This window comes from Roseomonas mucosa ATCC BAA-692, from assembly GCF_000622225.1.
In the GTDB taxonomy this organism is placed as follows: Bacteria; Pseudomonadota; Alphaproteobacteria; order Acetobacterales; family Acetobacteraceae; genus Roseomonas; species Roseomonas mucosa.
Window position 1 is genome coordinate 334,266 of record NZ_JHWD01000004.1, and the last position, 19,242, is coordinate 353,507.

At 70.9% G+C, this 19,242-nt stretch carries 18 protein-coding genes; 4 read left to right on the forward strand and 14 right to left on the reverse strand.

Annotation, left to right across the window (positions count from 1 at the left end):
• Positions 1-19: 19 nt before the first annotated feature.
• The 5 genes from BT98_RS0108360 to BT98_RS0108380 form a co-directional block, all read right to left on the reverse strand.
• Positions 20-1,069 (reverse strand): sulfate/molybdate ABC transporter ATP-binding protein, encoded by a 1,050-nt coding sequence (locus BT98_RS0108360; protein WP_019461638.1) that lies wholly within the window; start codon positions 1,067-1,069, stop codon positions 20-22.
• A gap of 88 nt (positions 1,070-1,157) precedes the next feature.
• Positions 1,158-1,961 carry a sulfate ABC transporter permease subunit CysW gene (cysW, locus tag BT98_RS0108365; protein WP_019461639.1) on the reverse strand — a complete coding sequence of 268 codons (804 nt, stop codon included), beginning with the start codon at positions 1,959-1,961 and terminating at the stop codon, positions 1,158-1,160.
• 53 nt (positions 1,962-2,014) lie between these two features.
• On the reverse strand, positions 2,015-2,854 hold the full coding sequence (gene cysT / locus BT98_RS0108370) for a sulfate ABC transporter permease subunit CysT (RefSeq protein ID WP_019461640.1): 840 nt from the start codon (positions 2,852-2,854) through the stop codon (positions 2,015-2,017).
• Positions 2,851-3,903, reverse strand: a complete 1,053-nt coding sequence (locus BT98_RS0108375) for a sulfate ABC transporter substrate-binding protein (RefSeq protein WP_410527996.1) — start codon at positions 3,901-3,903, stop codon at positions 2,851-2,853. The genes cysT and BT98_RS0108375 overlap by 4 nt, the downstream gene beginning before the upstream one ends.
• A gap of 129 nt (positions 3,904-4,032) precedes the next feature.
• Positions 4,033-5,760: an NADPH-dependent assimilatory sulfite reductase hemoprotein subunit gene (locus BT98_RS0108380; RefSeq protein ID WP_019461642.1), complete on the reverse strand. Its 1,728-nt coding sequence runs from the start codon at positions 5,758-5,760 to the stop codon at positions 4,033-4,035.
• Positions 5,761-5,855: 95 nt separating this feature from the next.
• Between BT98_RS0108380 and cobA the strand changes: the two genes are divergently transcribed.
• Positions 5,856-6,695: a uroporphyrinogen-III C-methyltransferase gene (gene cobA / locus BT98_RS0108385; RefSeq protein WP_019461643.1), complete on the forward strand. Its 840-nt coding sequence runs from the start codon at positions 5,856-5,858 to the stop codon at positions 6,693-6,695.
• 308 nt (positions 6,696-7,003) lie between these two features.
• Here cobA and BT98_RS0108395 read toward each other — a convergent pair whose 3' ends face one another.
• On the reverse strand, positions 7,004-7,450 hold the full coding sequence (locus tag BT98_RS0108395) for an RrF2 family transcriptional regulator (RefSeq protein WP_019461645.1): 447 nt from the start codon (positions 7,448-7,450) through the stop codon (positions 7,004-7,006).
• Positions 7,451-7,549: 99 nt separating this feature from the next.
• Here BT98_RS0108395 and cysK point away from each other — a divergent pair, with 99 nt between their 5' ends.
• Both cysK and uvsE read left to right on the forward strand, forming a co-directional pair.
• Entirely contained in the window at positions 7,550-8,551 is a 1,002-nt protein-coding gene (gene cysK, locus BT98_RS0108400) for a cysteine synthase A (RefSeq protein WP_037250072.1), read from the forward strand.
• A gap of 105 nt (positions 8,552-8,656) precedes the next feature.
• The gene (gene uvsE, locus BT98_RS0108405; protein WP_019461647.1) at positions 8,657-9,709 is read left to right on the forward strand and encodes a UV DNA damage repair endonuclease UvsE; all 1,053 of its coding nucleotides are present in this window, start codon (positions 8,657-8,659) and stop codon (positions 9,707-9,709) included.
• 18 nt (positions 9,710-9,727) lie between these two features.
• Here uvsE and BT98_RS26045 read toward each other — a convergent pair whose 3' ends face one another.
• From BT98_RS26045 to BT98_RS0108425, 5 genes are all read right to left on the reverse strand, one after another.
• Positions 9,728-10,321, reverse strand: a complete 594-nt coding sequence (locus tag BT98_RS26045) for a GntR family transcriptional regulator (RefSeq protein WP_147292465.1) — start codon at positions 10,319-10,321, stop codon at positions 9,728-9,730.
• Between the two features lie 12 nt (positions 10,322-10,333).
• Positions 10,334-10,606 (reverse strand): GntR family transcriptional regulator, encoded by a 273-nt coding sequence (locus BT98_RS26050; protein ID WP_019461649.1) that lies wholly within the window; start codon positions 10,604-10,606, stop codon positions 10,334-10,336.
• Positions 10,607-10,727: 121 nt separating this feature from the next.
• On the reverse strand, positions 10,728-11,465 hold the full coding sequence (locus BT98_RS0108415; protein ID WP_019461650.1) for an ABC transporter ATP-binding protein: 738 nt from the start codon (positions 11,463-11,465) through the stop codon (positions 10,728-10,730).
• Positions 11,462-12,334, reverse strand: a complete 873-nt coding sequence (locus BT98_RS0108420) for an ABC transporter ATP-binding protein (protein ID WP_019461651.1) — start codon at positions 12,332-12,334, stop codon at positions 11,462-11,464. The genes BT98_RS0108415 and BT98_RS0108420 overlap by 4 nt, the downstream gene beginning before the upstream one ends.
• Positions 12,335-12,454: 120 nt before the next feature.
• Positions 12,455-14,191, reverse strand: a complete 1,737-nt coding sequence (locus BT98_RS0108425) for an ABC transporter ATP-binding protein (protein WP_019461652.1) — start codon at positions 14,189-14,191, stop codon at positions 12,455-12,457.
• 205 nt (positions 14,192-14,396) lie between these two features.
• Between BT98_RS0108425 and BT98_RS26055 the strand changes: the two genes are divergently transcribed.
• Positions 14,397-15,464 (forward strand): GGDEF domain-containing protein, encoded by a 1,068-nt coding sequence (locus BT98_RS26055; protein WP_019461653.1) that lies wholly within the window; start codon positions 14,397-14,399, stop codon positions 15,462-15,464.
• Between the two features lie 7 nt (positions 15,465-15,471).
• On the opposite strand, the gene BT98_RS0108435 is transcribed toward BT98_RS26055, so the two are convergent.
• Genes BT98_RS0108435 through BT98_RS0108445 form a run of 3 tightly spaced genes read right to left on the reverse strand, consistent with a single transcriptional unit; the run spans position 15,472 to position 19,029 of the window.
• Entirely contained in the window at positions 15,472-16,377 is a 906-nt protein-coding gene (locus BT98_RS0108435; protein WP_019461654.1) for an ABC transporter permease, read from the reverse strand.
• Complete coding sequence (locus tag BT98_RS0108440; protein ID WP_019461655.1) at positions 16,374-17,396, reverse strand: ABC transporter permease; 1,023 nt, start codon at positions 17,394-17,396, stop codon at positions 16,374-16,376. The genes BT98_RS0108435 and BT98_RS0108440 overlap by 4 nt, the downstream gene beginning before the upstream one ends.
• A gap of 28 nt (positions 17,397-17,424) precedes the next feature.
• Complete coding sequence (locus tag BT98_RS0108445) at positions 17,425-19,029, reverse strand: ABC transporter substrate-binding protein (protein ID WP_019461656.1); 1,605 nt, start codon at positions 19,027-19,029, stop codon at positions 17,425-17,427.
• Positions 19,030-19,242 lie beyond the last annotated feature (213 nt).

Consider the following 19,242-nt stretch of genomic DNA (forward strand, 5'->3'; position numbering starts at 1 on the left):
CAGGAAACGCCGCCCGCCTTCAGCCCTTCGCCGCCCCACGGGGAAAGACGGCCGCCGAGAGCAGGCGAAGCGTGCAGGCATCCCCCCGCCGTGCCTCGCGCCAGTCCGGCTCGGGCGTGACGTCGAGCACCGGCCCATCCCCGCCCGCCGAGACCTGGAGGCGCAGTCCGCGCGGGTCCTGCCGCGCCTGGCGCACCACCCAGGGACCTTCCCCCGGACGCGCGACGAGGTCATGGGCGCGCAGGAAGGCCAGGGCCGGGCCGTCCGGCAGCGCGACCGCGACCGGCGGCAGGGGCAGCGGCGCGAAATGCGCCTGTCCGCCCCGGACCTCGCAGCCGAGCCGGTTCGCCTCGCCCAGGAAGCCCGCCACGAAGGCGCTGGCGGGGCGGGCCAGGATGGCGCCCGGCGTGTCGAACTGCTCGATCCGTCCGGCGCGCAGCACCGCCACCCGGTCGGCGATCTCCATCGCCTCCTCCTGGTCGTGCGTGACGAAGACGCTGGTCAGGCCCAGCCGCTCGTGCAGCTCCCGCAGCCAGCCGCGCAGGCTTTTGCGCACCTGCGCATCCAGCGCCGAGAAGGGCTCGTCCAGCAGCAGCAGCGCGGGCTCGATCGCCAGCGCCCGGGCCAGGGCCACGCGCTGCCGCTGCCCGCCGGAAATCTGGTCGGGATAGCGGCGCTCCAGCTCGGCGATCTGCACCAGGGAGAGCAGGCGCCGCACGCGCTCGCCAATCCCGGCCTCGGAAGGCCGGGTGGCGCGCGGGCGGACGCGCAGCCCGAAGGCGACATTCTCGAAGACGCTCATGTGCCGGAACAGGGCATAGTTCTGCGGCACGAAGCCGATGCCGCGCAGCCGCGCCGGCAGCGCGGCGACGTCCCGGCCGTCGATCCGCACCTGCCCGGCATCCGGGAAGTCCAGCCCGGCGAGGATTCGCAGCAGCGTGGTCTTGCCGGAGCCGGAGGGGCCCAGCAGGGCCACGAACTCGCCGTCGCCGATGGCGAGATCCACCGAATCGAGCGCCGACGGCCCGGCCTGGAAGCGGCGGGAGATGCCCGAGACCTCGACGCTCATCCCCGCAACGCCTTTCCGGACAGTGGCGGGCCGGCACGGCGGCATGGGAGGGGCATGGCGGTCGGCACGCCCGGGGTCATCGCCACATTCAATGCTCCAGCAGGGTCCTGCGGCCGGAAAGGCGCTCCAGCAGCAGCTTGGCGCAGAGGGTGACGAGGGCCAGCGAGGCCAGCAGCGCCGCCACGGCGAAGGCGCCGACGAACTGGTACTCGTTGTAGAGGATCTCGACATGCAGCGGCAGGGTGTTGGTCTCCCCCCGGATATGGCCCGACACCACGGCGACGGCGCCGAATTCCCCCATGGCGCGGGCGTTGCAGAGCAGGATGCCGGCCAGCAGCGCCCATCTCACCTCCGGCAGCGTGACGCGCCAGAAGCTCTGCCAGCCGCTGGCCCCCAGCGTGGCGGCGGTCTCCTCCGCCTCCCGCCCCTGTTCCTGCATCAGCGGGATCAGGGTGCGGGCCACGAAGGGGAAGGTCACGAAGACCGTGGCCAGCACCAGCCCCGGCAGGGCGAAGATGATCTGGATGTCGTGCGCCTGCAGCCAGGGGCCGAACCAGCCCTGGGCGCCGAAGAGCAGCACCCAGACCAGGCCCGAGATCACCGGCGAGACGGAAAAGGGCAGCTCGATCAGCGTGGTGAGCAGGCGCTTGCCCGGGAAGTCGAACTTGGCGATGCACCAGGACGCCGCCACCCCGCCCAGCGTGTTCACCGGCACGGCGATCGCGGCCACCAGCAGGGTGAGCCGCATCGCCGCGATCGTGTCCGGGTCGGACAGCGCCTCGGCGACCGGCGGCCAGCCGCGCCGGCTGGCCTCGGCGAAGACGGCCACGGTCGGCAGGACGAGGAACAGGGCCAGCGCGAGCACCGCCAGCAGCAGCAGCACGGCCCGCATCGGCCGCGGGTCCTCCGCCGCCGGCCGCCCTCCCCGGTCCGGAACCGCGCCGCTCAGCGGCGGCCCCTGCGCAGCCAGCGCTGCGCGAGGTTCAGGCAGAGCAGCACGGCGAAGGAGATCAGCAGCATGGCCAGGCCGATCGCGGCGGCGCCGGCATAGTCGAACTGCTCCAGCCGGGTGACGATCAGCAACGGCGCGATCTCGCTCACCATCGGCATGTTGCCCGCGATGAAGATGACGCTGCCGTATTCGCCGACGGCGCGCGCCAGGGAAAGGCCGAAGCCGGTCAGCAGCGCGGGCGCCAGGGCGGGCAGCACCACCCGGCGCAGCACCTGCGGGCGGGTGGCGCCCAGCGTCGCCGCCGCCTCCTCGGCCTCCAGCGGCAGGTCGCGCAGCACCGGCTCCACCGTGCGCACCACGAAGGGCAGGCCGACAAAGGCCATGGCGACGATCACGCCCAGCGGCGTGAAGGCGACCTTGATGCCCAGCGCCGCCAGGGGCGTGCCCAGCCAGCCATTGGTGGCGAAGAGCGCGGTCAGCGCCAGCCCCGCCACGGCGGTGGGCAGGGCGAAGGGCAGGTCCACCACCGCATCCATCAGGCGCCGCCCGGGAAAGCGGTAGCGCACCAGCACCCAGGCCAGCAGCAGCCCCAGCGGCAGGTTGCACAGCGTGGCCAGGAAGGCCGCGCCGAAGCTCAGCCGCAGCGCTGCCAGCACGCGCGGCTCGGCCAGCGAGGCCAGCACGCCGGAAACCCCGATCTCCCAGGGCCGCAGCACCAGCGCCAGCAGCGGCACCAGCACGATCGCGGTCAGCCAGAGCAGCGTGACCCCGAGCGAGAGGCCGAAGCCGGCCACGGGGTCACGACGCGGCATCCGGAGGCTGGCGGCGGTCATCGTCCCGGTTTGTAGATCCGGTCGAAGGAGCCGCCATCGGCGAAATGCGCCTTCTGCGCCGCCGCCCAGCCGCCGAAGCTGTCATCGACGGTGACCATCTCCAGCTTCGGGAAGGTGGCGCCGGCGGCGGCCAGCGCCGCGGCGTCGCGTGGGCGGTAGAAGTTGCGTGCGGCGATCCGCTGGCCCTCCGGCGAGTAGAGGTGGCGCAGATAGGCCTCCGCCACGGCGCGCGTGCCCTTGCGCTCCACCACCTGGTCCACCACCGCCACCGAGGGCTCGGCCAGGATGGAGAGCGAGGGATAGACGATCTCGAACTTCCCGGCGCCGAACTCCTTGAAGGCGAGGTGCGCCTCGTTCTCCCAGGCCAGCAGCACGTCGCCCTGGTCGCGCTGCACGAAGGTGGTGGTGGAGCCCCGCGCGCCCGTGTCCAGCACCGGCACGTTGCGGAAGAGCTTCGCCACGAAGTCCTCCGCCGTGGCATCGGAGCCGCCCAGCTGGCGCTTCGCCCAGGCCCAGGCGGCGAGATAGTTCCAGCGCGCCCCGCCCGAGGTCTTGGGATTGGGGGTGATGACGCCCACGCCGTCCTTGACCAGGTCGCCCCAGTCCCGGATCGCCTTGGGATTCCCCTTCCGCACCAGCAGCACGATGGTGCTGGTATAGGGCGCGCTGTTGTGCGGCAGGCGGGTGATCCAGTCCTTCGCGATCAGCCCGCGCTCGGCGATGGCGTCGATGTCATAGGCCAGGGCCAGCGTCACCACGTCCGCCGGCTGGCCATCGATCACCGAGCGCGCCTGGGCGCCGGAGCCGCCATGCGAGGTGCGGATCTGCACGCTCTGCCCGCCATGGTCCTTCGCCCATTGCGCGGCGAAGGCGGCGTTGAAGTCGCGGTAGAGCTCCCGCGTCGGGTCGTAGCTGACATTCAGCAGCGGCGGCACCTGCTGGGCCGAGGCCCGGCGCGCGGCCAGCAACGGCGTGGTGGCCAGCCCGGCGAGCAGAGGGGCGGAGAGAACCTGGCGTCGGTTCAGGCGAAGCAAGGCGCGGCTCCTTATCTTCTCTCGGACCGAAGCGCACGATGCTTCGTCCGGATGGGCGAAGGCAAGCGGTGTCCGCTCAACTCCTGTTCAGGGCCCCATTGGCAGGGGCCCTGTGGCTACCCGGTCCGTCGCTGCGGCGCGGGATCAGGCCGGGACGGATTCCGCCGCCCCCAGCGCCAGCAGGGCATCGGGGCCGAGTCGGTGGCAGAAGTCGCCGAAGCCCTCCCCCTCCCGCCGGTCCCCGGCGAAGGCGGCGAAAAGCGGCTCCAGCCGGGCCGCGATCTCCCCCTGCGGCACCCGCTCGTGCAGCTTGAAGGACAGGCGCGTGCCCTCGAAATCGCCGCCGACGAAGATGGCAAAATGCCCCGGCACGCGGCCCACCAGCCCGATATCCCCGGCATAGGGCCGGGCGCAGCCATTGGGGCAGCCGGTGATCCGCAGGCTGATCCGCTCGTCCAGCAGCTCCTGCCGCTCCAGCGCCGCCTCGATCTCCGCCACCAGCGGGTCGCGCACCCGCTCCGCCTCGGTCAGCGCCAGCCCGCAAGTCGGCAGCGCCGGGCAGGCCAGGGCCCAGCGGGCCAGGGGGGAGAGCGATTCGGTGAGCGTCACGCCGTGCTCGCGCAGCAGCGATTCCACCGCCTCGCGGGAATTGGCCGGCAGGTCGGCGAGGATCACGTCCTGCTGCGGCGTCAGCACCGGGTTGGCGCCCCAGCGCGTCACGACCTCCCGCAGCGCCGTGCGCAGCCGCACCCGCCCCTGGTCGGCGATCCGCCCCGACGGCACCGGCACGCCCAGCCAGAAGCGCCCGTCGCCCTGGGCGTGCCAGCCCAGCAGCTCCGGCAGGCACAGGCGCGGCAGCGGGCCGGGATCGGCCAGCTCGCCGCCGAAATAGGGGGCGAGCTGCTCGCGCACCCAGTCCAGCCCGTAATCCTCGATCACGTATTTCAGGCGGGCGCGGCGGCGGTCGGTGCGGTCGCCGTGGTCGCGCTGGAAGCGCACCACCGCCTCGGCGGCATGGAGCAGCCGCTCGCGCGGCACCACCGTCACCGGGGAGGCCAGCCGGGGGAAGGTGTCGGGCCGGTTGTGCGTCAGGCCCAGCCCGCCGCCGATGCAGACCTGATAGGCGCCGATGCCCCCCGCCCCGTCCCCGATGGCGATGAAGCCCAGGTCGTTGGTCAGCACGTCCGCCGTGTTGTCGTCCGGATGGGCGAGGCCGATCTTGAACTTCCGCGGCAGGTAGGTGGCGCCGTAGAGCGGCTCCTCCTCCGGCACGGCGGAAACCGGTTCCTCGTCCAGGAAGATCTCGTGATGCGCGCGTGTCCGGGGCAGCAGCCTTTCGGACAGCATCCGCGCATCCTCGACGAGCTGCCGGTGGATCGCGTCCCGGCGCGGCGCCGGGGTGGTGGTGACGTTGCGCACCACGTCGCCGCAGGCGGCCATGGTGGTCAGCAGCGTGTGGTTGATCGCCGCGATGGTCGGCTTGAGGTTTTCCCGCAACACGCCGTGGAATTGCAAGGCCTGTCGCGTGGTGACACGCAGCGTGCTGTTGGAATAGCGGTCGGCCATCGCGTCCAGGGCGAGGTACTGCTCCGCCGTCAGCAGCCCCGCCGGGGCGCGGACGCGGACCATGAACTGCCACTCCTTGTCCAGTCCCGCCTGCTTGCGCGGGGTGGCGGTATCACGGTCGAACTGCTCATAGGTTCCATGGAACTTCAGCAGGTTGAAGCTGTCCTCGCTGACCCCGCCGCGGGTTTCGGTGCTGGACAGCTCGGCCGCCACCCCGCCACGCAGCCCACGGCTCGCCAGCTTGCTGATCTCCACACCCGTCGGCTTCTTCTGGGTGGTGCCTGTGGTCGTGCCGGTCTGAGCCATGTGCGAAAAGCGCCTTAAACCTCTTGATCCAAGTGAAATACCAATATTAGCTCTTGTCAAACGTAGTTTAGGATAACCCTTATGCCGGTGCGCAGATGACGGAACTGGATCGCGGCTCGGCCCTGGCAGCCGGCGATGCGCCGCGGCCGGGCGAGGTCTGGCTGGTCGGCGCCGGGCCGGGCGATCCCTCGCTGCTGACCCTGCGGGCGGCCGAGGCGCTGCGCCGGGCCGATCTGGTTCTCTACGACGCCCTGCCCGGGCGCGGCGTGCTGCGACTGGCCAATCCCCGGGCCACGCTGGTGCCGGTGGGCAAGCGCAAGGGCGCGGCACCGCTGTCCCAGGCGAAGATCAACGCCCGGCTGGTGGCCGGTGCCCGGGCCGGGCAGCGCGTGGTGCGGCTGAAGGGCGGCGACCCTTTCCTTTTCGCCCGGGGCGGCGAGGAAGCCGCCGCGCTGACCGCCGCCGGCATCCCCTGGCGCGTGGTGCCGGGGGTCAGCGCCGGCCTCGCCGCCCCGGCGGCGGCGGGCATCCCCCTCACCCAGCGCGGCGTGTCCAGCGCCGTCACCTTCGTCACCGGCCATGACGAGGCCGGCAACCTGCCCGAGAGCGTGGACTGGGCTTCGCTCGGTCGCGGCGGCGGCACGGTGGTGGCCTTCATGGCGCTGAGCCGACTGGACGAGATCGCCCTGCGCCTGCTGGCCGCGGGCCGCCCGCCGGAAACCCCGGTGGCCATCGTCGCCCAGGCCAGCCTGCCCGGCCAATGCACCCTGCGTAGCACGCTGGGCCGTTGCAGCCTCGCCGCCCGGGCCGCCGGCCTGCCCACGCCGGCCCTGGTGGTGGTGGGCGAGGTCGCCGGCCTCGCCGCCACGCTGCTGCCCGGCCTGGAGGACCTGGCCAGGCCCGAAACGGTGCTGCCGGCCGGAAAGCGGGCCTGACCTCCATGCGGAACCCGGAGAAGGAAGCCATGGACGCCGAGATCGAGGCCCTGCTGCTGCAGGAGGCGGACCCGGCCCCGCTGGCCCTGGCCATCGCCGCGACCATCCTGGCCTTGATGACCTGGGTTTCGCCGCTGCTCTGACCCTGCCGTCCGGGGGACAAGGCTCCGCCTCTTTTCCCCCCCTTCCCCTTATCCGCCAGGACTCTTCGAGCCCTGGGCCAGATGAGTTGGTTCCTGTCTGGCGCCGGATCGCGCCGGAGAGGCAGAGCCTCCCCCCCCCGGGCCGGAACCCGAACAGCCGCCGCTTCAGATCGCGAAGTTCAGCGGCTCCGTGGAGGGACGCTTGAGGCCGCGCGCCTGGGCGCGGCGCAGCAGGTCGTCCAAGGTCATCCCTTCCAGGCGCTCGCGCAGCAGGCCTTCCATCTCGCCCCAGAGCGGCGCCACCACGGCGGCCTGGAGCTGCCCGGTCATGTCGGGGCTTTCCTCCTCCTCGGCCACGGCGGACACCACATCCCAGAGGCGGATGTCGCGCGACCGGCGGGCGAGGCGGTAGCCGCCGCGCGGGCCGCGGGTGCTGTCCAGCAGCCCGGCACGGGAAAGCGCCTGGAAGACCGGCTCGATCCCCCGCTTGGCCGCGCCGAGGCGGTCCGCGATGTCCCCGCCGCTCGCCACCTCCGCGCCGCGCCCGACATGGAAGGCGACATCCAGCATCACGGAGATGGCGGTGAGGGCTCGATCCTGTTTCAGCAGCATGGGCGCAACAACATGGGGTGGAGGCCGTTCCTTATCCCTGATGCCCCCTAAAATACGCCGCCGCACCGTGGTAATCCAGACGGCGCGATGAAAGAAGACATGACGTCCCCCTCCCCCGCCCTGCCAGAGGAACGATTCCACGCCGAACAGAGCCAGCCGAGGGGGCGGATGTACGACAGCGTGCTCGACCTCGTGGGCGCCACGCCGCTGGTGCGCCTGCCTCGGCTGGAAGCCGCCGAGGCCCTGCCGGCGCGCCTGGCGCTGAAGCTGGAGTTCTTCAACCCGCTCGGCTCGGTGAAGGACCGGATCGGCCTGGCCATGGTGGAGGCCGCCGAGCGCCAGGGGCTGATCCGCCCCGGCCATTCCACGCTGATCGAGCCCACCTCCGGCAACACCGGCATCGCTCTGGCCTTCGTGGCGGCCGCCAAGGGCTATGCCCTGACCGTGGTGATGCCCGACGGCGCCTCGGTGGAGCGGCAGAAGATGATCCGCCTGATGGGCGGACATGTGGAGCTGACGCCGGCCCGGCGCGGCATGTCGGGCGCCATCGCCCGGGCCGAAGCCATCGCCGCCGCCACGCCGGGCGCCTGGATTCCCCGCCAGTTCGACAACGAGGCCAATCCCGATATCCATGCCGCGACCACGGCCGAGGAGATCTGGGCCGATACCGGCGGCGCGGTGGATGCCATCGTTGCCGGGATCGGGACCGGCGGCACGCTGACCGGCATCGCCCGCACGCTGAAGCCGCGCCGGCCCGGCCTGCGCATCGTCGGGGTGGAGCCGCGCGAGAGCGCCGTGCTGTCCGCCGGGGACGATCCGGGGCCGCACGACATCCAGGGCATCGGCGCCGGCTTCAAGCCGGGGGTACTGGAGCTGGAGCGGGTGGACCAGATCCGCGCCGTGGGCGAGTCCGACGCCATGGCCATGGCCCGCCGCTGCGCACGGCTGGAGGGCCTGCCGGTCGGCATCTCCTCCGGCGCCGTGCTGCATGCGATGGTGGAGGTGGCGCGGGACCCGGCGATGGAGGGCCGGCTAGTCGTCGGCATCGCCGCCTCCTTTGCGGAACGCTACCTTTCCACGGCGCTGTTCCAGGGCCTTTAGGGCGGCCCTTGGGGCGGCCCCGTCCGCACGCTTCGGCGAGGCCCCCGAACCCCGGCCGCCATGCCGCGTTGGCGACGGGTGACACCCAGGGGGAAGACGGACGGCATGGCCACACAGGAACCGCTGCGCCTCGGCTTTCCCGTCAAGCTGATGGGCGCGCCGGAGATCCGGAGCAACGACACGCGGCGCTGGCAGAGTGCGCCGCATCTCCGTGTCTCGCTGGAATACATGCATCAGGCGCTGGACTATCTCGCCCGGCACGGCATCCGCATGTACCGGATGTCCTCGGACCTCGCGCCCTATGCCACGCACCCCGACATGCCGCAGTTCCACGGCATGATCGCGGAAAGCGACGCGGAGCTGCGCGCCTTCGGCGCCAGAGCGCGGGCGCTGGATATCCGGCTTTCCTTCCATCCCTCGCAGTTCATCGTGCTCAACAGCCCCGATCCGGTGCTGGTGGAGAAGAGCATCCGCGACCTCGCCGCCCAGGCGGAGATGCTGGACCGCATGGGGCTCGGCCCGGAGGCCGTGCTGGTGGTGCATGTCGGCGGCACCTATGGCGACGTGCCGGCCAGCCGGGAGCGCTGGGTGCGCTGCTGGGAGGAACGGCTGCCCGAGCCCGTGCGGCGCCGCCTGGTGCTGGAGAACGACGACCTGCGCTTCTCCGCCGCCGACGTGATCTGGATTCACGAGCGGACCGGCGTGCGGCTGATCTTCGACCACCAGCACTTCTGGTGCCTGAACCCGGAAGGGCTGGCGATGCGCCCGGCGCTGGAACGCTTTCTGCGCTCCTGGCCCGAGGGGGTGCGCCCGAAATGCCACTTCTCCTCGCCGCGAACGGAATTGCGGGAGATGCAGCGCAAGGACCGCCGGACCGGCAAGAACAAGACCGTGCTCGTGCCGCCCGTCTGGACGGGCCACGCCGACTACTGCAATCCCTTCGAGTTCATCACCTTCATGCGCCTCGCCGAAGGGCTGGAATTCGACGTGATGCTGGAGGCCAAGGCCAAGGACCTGGCACTGATCCGGCTGCGGCCCGACCTGCTGCGCTACGCCCCCGATGTCGCGCTGCGCTTCGGCCTCCGGCCCGAGGAGGCGGGCCGCCTGGATGCCGAGGAAGCGGCGTTGCTGGAGGAGGATATCCCGGCCGGGACCTGACCTCCCTGCGGGCGCCCTCTACCGCACGGCGATGCTGCCCTGCAGGTGCGCGCGCATCCGTTCCGCCGCCAGGGGGCGGTCGCCCAGTTCCAGCGCATCGAGGATGCCGAGATGCTCGCGCGCCGCCTCATGCGCGCGCTCCCGGTTCAGCAGGTGCAGCCTGTAGAGATGGCGCAGGCGGTTCTGCATCTCCACCGCCTGGATGACGAAACGGTTGCCGCAGCCCTGCGCCAGCGCGAGATGGAAGGCCGCGGCGCTCTCGTAGAAACGCGGCACGTCCTCCTCCCGCCATTGCCGCCGCAGGGTGGCCTCCTGGCTCTCCCGCATGGCGGCCATCCGGTCGGCGGACAGGCTGAACCGTGGCTCCAGCAGCGCGGCCGGTTCCAGCATCAGGCGGAAGCGGTAGGAAGCCACGCGCTCCTCCTCGCTCGCGAAACCTACGCTGAGCCGCCAGCCATGGCCGCGGTTGCGCGTGGCGATCCCCACCGCCTCCAGATGATGCAAGGCTTCCTGCAACGCCGTGCGGCTGGCCCCGGTCCTTTGCCGCAGCATCCGCTCCGACACGTCCTCGGGCAGATTCCCGTCGCGCCGCTCACATGCGATCCGCAGCACCAGGCGGGCGGTCTAGTCGGCAACGTCGAGGCGCGCCGGATCGTAGTCGGGATCGAGGATCCTGACGGAACGCCCCTCGGTGGCCACGACGCCGAGACGTTCCAGCAGGGCAAGCGCGGCCAGGACCGGTGTGCGGCTGACGCCGAATTCCCGGGCGAGGCCGAGGCGCGACAGGCGATCGCCGGGCCGGGCGCCACGCGCGCGCAGCCGCAGCAGGATGTCCCGGGCGAGGTCGCGGTGGAACGGGGATGCGCTTGCATCGGGCTCGGTCATCATCAGCGGCATAGCCGCTTCCGTTCCGGAAAACGACCGTTCCACCCTCTGTGGCAGCCCGTTCATGCTCACACTGTGATGAGATCACGCCCCGGGCGGTTGTCACGCAGCCCGGGCCCGACGCGACGGCTTCTCAGCCCTCTTCCAGCTCCCGCGAAAGTCGCAGCAGGTCCCGCGAATGCGCGTGATGCGCCTGCCCGCTGCGAAGGTCCGATTCCGTGAGCAGATCGACGATCTCGCCGTTCTGCATCACCGCCAGCCTTTCGCAGATCTGCGCCACCACGGAGAGGTTGTGACTGACGAGCAGAAAGGTCAGACCACGTGCGGCGCGCAGGTCGGCGAGAAGGTTCAGCACCTCCGCCTGCACCGAGACGTCGAGCGCGCTGGTGGGTTCGTCGAGCAGCAGTACCGACGGTTCCGCGATCAGCGCGCGGGCGATGGCCACGCGCTGGCGCTGGCCGCCGGAAAGCTGGTGCGGGAAGCGGAAGCGCGCCGCGCGCGGCAGCGCGACCTCGTCCAGCGCCCGCACGATGCGCTGGTCCACCTCGCCGATGCCGTGGATCAGCAGCGGCTCGGACAGCAGGCGGTCCACCGTCTGGCGCGGATGCAGGGAGCCATAGGGGTCCTGGAAGACCATCTGGACGCGGCGGTGGAACTCCCGGTCGCGCCGCCGCCCGAGCGGCTTGCCGTCCACCATGACCGTGCCGGACCAGTCCTCGTTCAGCCCCGCCAGGGTGCGCAGCACGGTGGACTTGCCGGAACCGCTTTCCCCGACGAGGCCGAAGCTCTCGCCCTGGCCGACGGAGAAGGAGACGCCCTTCACCGCATGAGTGCTGCCGAAGCGGACATGCAGGTCGCCGACCTCGATCACGACGCGGCTCCTCCATGATGGACGGGAGCCTGCGGCTCCAGCCAGACCGGATCACGCGTCAGCACCGGCAGGCGGCCGCGCGGCCTGGCCAGCGAGGGCAGGCAGGCCAGCAGGCCGCGCGTATAGGGATGCTCCGCCTTGTGCAGCTCGGAGGCCTTCAGCTCCTCCATCACCTGCCCCGCATACATCACCAGGATGCGGTCGCAGAAATGGCTGACCAGCGGCAGGTCGTGGCTGATCAGCATCAGCGCCATGCCGCGGCTGTCCACCAGATCGCCGATCAGGCGCAGGATCTCCGCCTGCACCGAGGAATCCAGCGCGCTCGTCGGCTCGTCGGCGATCAGCATGTCGGGTTCCGGCGCCAGCATCATGGCGATCATCACGCGCTGCCCCATGCCGCCCGAAACCTCGTGCGGGTAGGACTCCAGCACGCGCTTCGGATCGCGGATGCGCACGCTCTCCAGCAGCGCCAACGCCCGGTCCCGCGCCTCGCCCCGGCCGACGCGCTTGTGCTGGCGCAGCGCCTCGGTGATCTGGCGGCCGATGGTGATCACCGGGTTCAGGCTGTATTTCGGGTCCTGCAGGATCAGCCCGATACGGCCACCGCGCAGGCGCCGCATCTCCCGCTCCGGCGCCTTCAGGATGTCGGTGCGGCCGAAGCGCAGCGCATCGGCCTGCACATCCGCGCTGCCGGGCAGCAGGCGCATCAGCGCGCGGCCGGTCACGGACTTGCCGGAGCCGCTTTCCCCCACGATGCCGAGCTTCTCGCGGCCCAGGGTCAGGGACAGGCCGCGCACGGCGGGCGTGACGCCGGTGGCGGAGGCAAAGGCGACCCGCAGGTTGCGGATCTCGACGAGGGGTTCGGCCATTCCCGCCTTTCTAGAACAGCACCGTGCGGAGGGGAATTCAGGCTTTCGCGTCACGTCCGGCGTTGCGCCATCCCAGGGGACAAGGCTCCCCTCCCCCGGAGCTGGGTGCAAAGGCGCCCCCTACCCCGCCCGCGTCGTACCGGCCGGCCCGTGCTGCGCCTCGTGCAGGCGGCGGTAGATCCCGCCGTGCGCCACCAGATCGGCATGGCGGCCCTGCTCGGCGATGCCGGAGGCGTCCACCACCACGATCCGGTCGGCGTTGCGGATGGTGGCGAGGCGATGGGCGATCACCAGCGTGGTTCGCCCCTCGGAGAGCTCGGCCAGCGAGGCCTGGATGGCCCGCTCCGTCTCGGTGTCGAGGGCGGAAGTGGCTTCGTCCAGGATCAGGATCGGCGGGTTCTTCAGGAAGATCCGGGCGATGGCGATGCGCTGCTTCTGCCCGCCCGACAGCTTCACCCCGCGCTCGCCCACCACCGTGTCCAGCCCTTCCGGCAGGGCGGCGATCATGGCCTCCAGCCGTGCGCGCCGTGCCGCCTCGCGGATATCCGCCTCGCCGGCATCGAGGCGGCCATAGGCGATGTTCTCCCGCAGCGTGCCGGAGAAGAGGAAGGCGTCCTGCTGCACGATGCCGATCTGCGCCCGCAGCGAGGCCAGGGTCATGCGGCGGATGTCCATCCCGTCGATGGTGATGCGCCCGGTATCCAGCTCGTAGAAGCGCGGCAGCAGCGAGCAGAGCGTGGTCTTGCCGGCGCCGGAGGGGCCGACGAAGGCCACCGTCTCCCCGGCTCCGATCTCCAGGTCGATATCGCGCAGCACCGGCTTGTCCGGCGTGTAGCCGAAGGAGGCGTGCTCGAAGCGGATGTCGCCGCGCAGCGGCGGCGCCGGCACGGCATCGGGCGCATCCGCCACGTCGGGCCGGGTTTCCAGCAGCTCGATGTAGCGGCGGAAGCCGGCGATGCCCTTGGGATAGGTCTCCAGCACCGCGTTGATCTTCTCCACCGGCCGGAAGAAGACGCCGACCAGCAGCAGGAAGCCGACGAAGCCGCCGGCCGTGAGCTCGCCCCGGATCACGAAATAGGCCCCGGCGACCATCACCACCATCTGCGTCAGCCGCATGCCGAGATAGGAGATGGACAGGCTGGCCGCCATGATGCGGTAGGCCTGCAGCTTGGTATCGCGGTAGCCCGTGTTGTCGCGGGCGAAGAGCGCCCTCTCGTGATCCTCGTTGGCGAAGGCCTGCACCACGCGGATGCCCCCGACATTCTCCTCGATGCGCGCGTTGAAGGCGCCGACGCGGCCGTAGATGGCGCGCCAGGTGCGGGTCATGCGGCTGCCGTAGTGGGTGGAGATCCAGCTCGTCAGCGGCACGATCACCGCTGTCATCAGGGCCAGCGGCATATTGACCCAGAGCATCAGCGCGAAGGCGCCGAGGAAGGTCATCACCGCGATGAACAGGTCTTCCGGCCCATGATGCGCGACCTCGCCGATCTCCTCCAGGTCCTTGGTCAGCCGGCCCACCAGATGGCCCGTCTTCTGGTTGTCATAGAACCGGAAGGAGAGCTTCTGCAGGTGGTCGAAGGCCCGCCGCCGCATCTCCGTCTCGATATTGATTCCGAGCATGTGGCCCCAGTAGTTCACGATGGCCATCAGCCCGGTATTGGCGAGGTAGATGAAGATCAGCCCCGCCGAGGCCAGCAGGATCAGCGGCCAGTCCTGCCGCGGCAGGAGATGGTCCACGAAGGCCCGCACCGCGATGGGAAAGCCCAGTTCCAGCAGGCCCGACAGCACTGCGCAGCCGAAATCCAGCAGGAAGAGGCGCCGCCAGGGGCGGTAATAGGCGAAGAAGCGACGGAGCATGGGGCGGGGACTCACGGCGGCGCGGCGGGGACAGGGGTGCAGAACCCCGTTGCGGGGGAAGCGTCAAGCCCGTCCCTGCCCGGCCAGCGCGACGGCATGGCGAGTGTTTGTATCGCCTTCGCATCACAGAACTGTTATACACGCTCCGATTGCGGATATTTCCAGACTCGTCACCTCACCTGCCACCTCTGCTGCCCGGGATGACATGCCGGTCGCCACACCAGAACGCACAACCCCACTCCAGATCACCACGGACCCGGAGATCGCCCCATCCGGCCCACGACTGGTCGAGCGGCTGAACGGCGGACCGGCGGGCAACGGGTGGTCCGGCCACAACTTCTCGCTGGAAACCATCCCCCTCCTGCGGGAGGCGCTGATGCTCCTGCCGCAGCCGCTGATGGTGACCGACCCGGAGATGCGGCTGGCCCTCACCAACCACGCCTGGCAGGACACCTTCCCCGTGGCCGCGGCGGATATGCTTCCCCTTGCCCCTGTCCAGCCCATCATCGAGCGCATTGCCGCCTCGGGCGAGTATGGCCCGGGGTCCTCGATGCGCCATGCCGCCTTCCGCAAGGAAGCGATCCGCAGTGGCCACCGCTTCCAGCTCGAACGGCAGCGCCCCGGCGGGGTGCACCTGCTGGTAGCCGGCTGCCCCATGCCGGGAGGCGGCTACCTCACCCTGCTGACCGACATCTCGGCGCAGCGGCAGTCGCCGGATGCCCTGGCCTTGCGAAAGGAGCTGGAGGCCCTGCGGACCGCCAACCGGGAACTGGACCGGCTGGCCGCCACCGACCCGCTCCTCGGCATCGCCAATCGCCGGGGCCTCCTGCGCGTCGCCATGGCGGAGGCGGCGCGCCTGGGCCGCGAAGGCGGGTCCTGCGCGCTGATGCTGCTCGACCTGGACCATTTCAAGGCGATCAACGACCGGCACGGCCATGCCGGCGGGGATCTCGTGCTGAAGGCGGTGGCCACCACGCTGCGCGGCGCGCTGCGGGAGGGGGACCACCTCGCCCGGCATGGCGGGGAGGAGCTGGTCGCCCTGGCGCCGCGCGCCGGAGCGTCGCAGGGGCACGAGATCGCGGAGCGGCTGCGCGAGGCGCTCGCCCACACCCCTGTCGCCCTGCCCACCGCCACGCTCGGCGTCACCGCCTCGGTCGGGGTCACCGCCTGGCAGGCGGGCGAGGGTTTCGAGGAGGCCCTGATGCGGGCCGACCAGGGCCTCTACCTGGCCAAGCGGGCGGGACGGAACCGGGTGGTCTCCGTCCCGGCCTGATGCCGTCTCAGCGCTGCTTCGGGTCCAGCACGTCGCGCAGCCCGTCGCCCAACAGGTTGAAGGCCAGGCTGGCGACGAAGATGGCGATGCCCGGGATCACCGGCACCCACCACTGCTCCAGCACGAAGCGCCGCGCCGTCGCGATCATCGTTCCCCATTCCGGCAGCGGCGGCTGCGCGCCCAGGCCCAGGAAGCCCAGCCCGGCGGCGGTGAGGATGATCGAGGCCATGTCCAGCGTCACCCGCACCGTCAGCGAGGGGATGCACATCGGCGCCACGTGCCGCAGCACCACCCGGATCGGCGAGGCGCCGGACAGGCGCACCGCGGCGATGTAGTCGGTCCGCCGGATGGTCAGCGTTTCCGCCCGGGCGAGGCGGGCATAGGGCGGCCAGGCGGTCAGCGCGATGGCGATCACCGCGCTCTCCACCCCCGGGCGCAGGGCCGCCACGAAGGCCAGGGCCAGGATCAGCCGGGGAAAGGCCAGGAAGACATCGGTGACGCGCATCAGGATGCGGTCCCAGATCCCCCCGGCATAGCCCGCGATGCAGCCCACCACGAGGCCCAGCGGCGCCACCAGCACCACCACGGAGACCACCATGCCGAGCGTGATCCGCCCGCCATAGAGCAGGCGCGAATAGACGTCGCGCCCCAGCTCGTCCGTGCCCAGCCAGTGGTCGGCCGACCAGGGCTGCAGCCGGTTGGCGAGGTCCTGGATGTTCGGGTCGTGCGTGGCCAGCACCGGCGCCAGAAGCGAGAGCAGCAGCAGCGCCACCACCACGATCAGCCCCGCCATGGCCAGCGGGTTGCGGCGGAAGGCCAGCCAGGCCTGGTAGCGCTGCCCCCAGGCGGCCTGCCGGCGGGATTCGGGGGCCGGCGAGAGCAGCCAGGCGCGGGAGAAGGCTTTGGCGGTCATCGCACGCGCGGGTCCAGCAGGCGGTAGAGCAGGTCGGAAAGCAGGTTCAGGGCGACATAGATCAGCCCCACCACCAGCGTCGCGCCCAGCACCGCGTTCATGTCGGCATTCATCAGGGAAACGGTCAGGTACTGGCCCAGCCCCGGCCAGGAGAAGATGGTCTCGGTCAGCACCGCCCCTTCCAGCAGCCCGGCATAGGTGAGGAAGACCACCGTCACCAGCGGCACCGCCACGTTGGGGAAGGCGTGGCCCCAGACGATGCGGAAGCCGGACAGCCCCTTGGCCCGGGCGGTGGTCACGTATTCCGAACGCAGCTCCGCCAGCATGAAGGCCCGTGTCATGCGCGCGATATAGGCCAGCGAGAAGAAGGCCAGCACCCCGGCCGGCTGCGCCAGATGCGCCACGGCGTCCCGGAACACGTCCCACTCCCCGGCCAGGGCCGAGTCGATGGTCAGCATCCCCGTATGGACGTCGATCATGTCCTGGTAGGCGACGTTCTGCCGCCCCGGCCCCGGCAGCCAGCCCAGCCGCGCATAGAAGACCAGCAGGCTGACCAGCCCCAGCACGAAGACGGGGATGGAATGCCCCGACAGGCTGAAGAGCCGCACCGCCTGGTCCACCGCCCGGCCCTGCCGGCTGGCCGCCCAGACGCCCAGCGGCACGCCGATCAGCACGGCCAGGATGATGGCCACCGTGGCCAGCTCGAAGGTCGCCGGAAAGAAGTTGGCGATGTCCTGCGTCACGGTGTTGGAGGTCATCACCGACCGGCCCAGGTCGCCATGCAGCAGCTGGCCCAGGTAGCGGACGAACTGCACCGGCAGGGGCTGGTCGAGGCCCATCTCCAGCCGGGTCCGCTCCACCACGTCCTGCGGCGCGCGGTCGCCCACGATGGCAAGGACCGGATCGATCGGCATGACCCGCCCGATGAAGAAGGTCACCAGGGTCAGGCCGAAAAGGGTGATCGGAACGCTGGCGAGGGTGGCCGCCAGCGCCTTCAGGCGTGCGCGGCCGAGGCTCAAAGGAGCCCCCCGCGCGAGGGATGGGGTGTCACGATTTGCTGATACCGGCGTAGGAGGTCTGGTCGCTCATCACGCCGAGCCTCATGCCCGAAACTCCGGCCCGCGTCACGGCCACCTCGATCGCCTGGAGCAGGATCACGAAGGGGCTGACCTGCTGGTGGTCCCGCTGCAATGCCTCGTAGAGCGCGGCCCGCTTCCCGCCGTCGCTCTCGCGCAGGGCCTCCATCGTCCGCTTCGAAAGCTCCGGGATGGGCCAGGAGGCCCGCCAGGCCAGGGTCCGGTTCCGGGCGTCGTCGCTGTTGTCCGTGTTGATGCTGAAGGCCTCGGCATTGCTGTGCGGGTCGAAATAGTCGCTGCCCCAGTAGACCAGGGCGATGTCGTGCTGCCGGGCGCGGGTCTTGGTGATCACCTGCCGCTGCTCGGCCGGCAGCATGCGGGCGCGGATGCCGATGGCGGCGAGGTTGGCCTGGATCGCCTGGGCGATGTCGGCATAGGGCGAGACGGAGAAGTAGTCGAAGCCGATCTCGAACCCCTCCGGATGCCCCGCCTCGGCCAGCAGGGCCTTCGCCTTCGCCGCATCGGCCTGGAAGGGCTTCTCGGTCAGCGCGCCGGGCAGGCCCTCGGGCAGGAAGGCCTGGTGGACGGCATAGGTCGAGGGGACGATGTTCTTCTGGATGCCGGCATAGTCGATCGCCCACTTGATCGCCTGCCGCACCTGGGGCTTCGCCAGAAAGGGGTTCTTCTGGTTCAGCGACAGGAACATCACCATCGCCCGCCGCTGTTCCAGGATGCGGAAGCGGTCGTTGCCCTGCAGCCCCTTGATCTGGTCGGCCTGCAGGTTGCGGGCCACGTCGTAGTCCCCCTGCTGCAGCCCGAGGAGCTGCGCCGAGGGATCGGCGACATGGCGGATCACCAGGCGCTTCGTCCTCGGCTGCGTCTCGCCGTGCGGGTTGGCCTCCAGCGTCACGCTGTCGCTGGCCCGCCAGGCGCGCAGCATATAGGGGCCGGACCCCGCGGAGTTCTGCTTCAGCCAGGCATTGCCGAAATCGCCATTGGCCTCGTGCGTGGCCACCGCCGCCTTCTCCACCACCGCGCCGACATTGGCCGAGAGGCAGTAGAGCAGGAAGCTCAGCGAGGCAGGCTCGGCCGTGGCCAGCACCACCGTGTCCGGCGCCGTGGCGCGGATCATCTGCGCCACGTTGTCCTTGGTATAGCCGAACTGGTTGATGATGAAGGCCGGGCTCTTGTTCAGCGCCACCACGCGCTGGAGCGACCAGGCCACGTCCTCCGCCGTCACCGGCTTGCCGGAGGAGAAGCGTGCGTCCTTCCGCAGGCGGAAGGTGAAGCTCTTGCCGTCGGAAGAGGCCTCCCAGTGCTCGGCGAGGTCGCCGGTCAGCCTGGTCGGGTCCTTCTCGTCGTTGCGGACCAGCTTCTGGTACATGTTGCCGCAGAGCTCGTTGCCCGAGAACTCGAAGCTCTCGGCCGGGTCCAGGCTGATGATGTCGTCGATCTGCTTGGCGATCACCGCCACGCCGGGCGGCGACTGGGCCAGGGCGGAACCCTGGCCCGGCGGCAGCGCGGGCAGGGCCAGGGCGCCGGCGGAGCCGGCCAGCAGGGCGCGTCGGGTGGTCATCGTTTCTTGCCTCGGACCTCGCGGGGAAACCCGAGCCTAGCGCGCGGCGCGAGGCTGCCAAGCCTGTGCTTGCACGGAGGCCGGGGTGCCCCGGCCGGGGCCTTGGCCGGGCCGGCGGGACGGGTCATGGTGCGGACCGCCGCGGCGCCTGATCCAGATTTCACGCAAAGGACGCCAAATTGAGCCCATCATGGTGTGGGCGCGAGGCGCCCG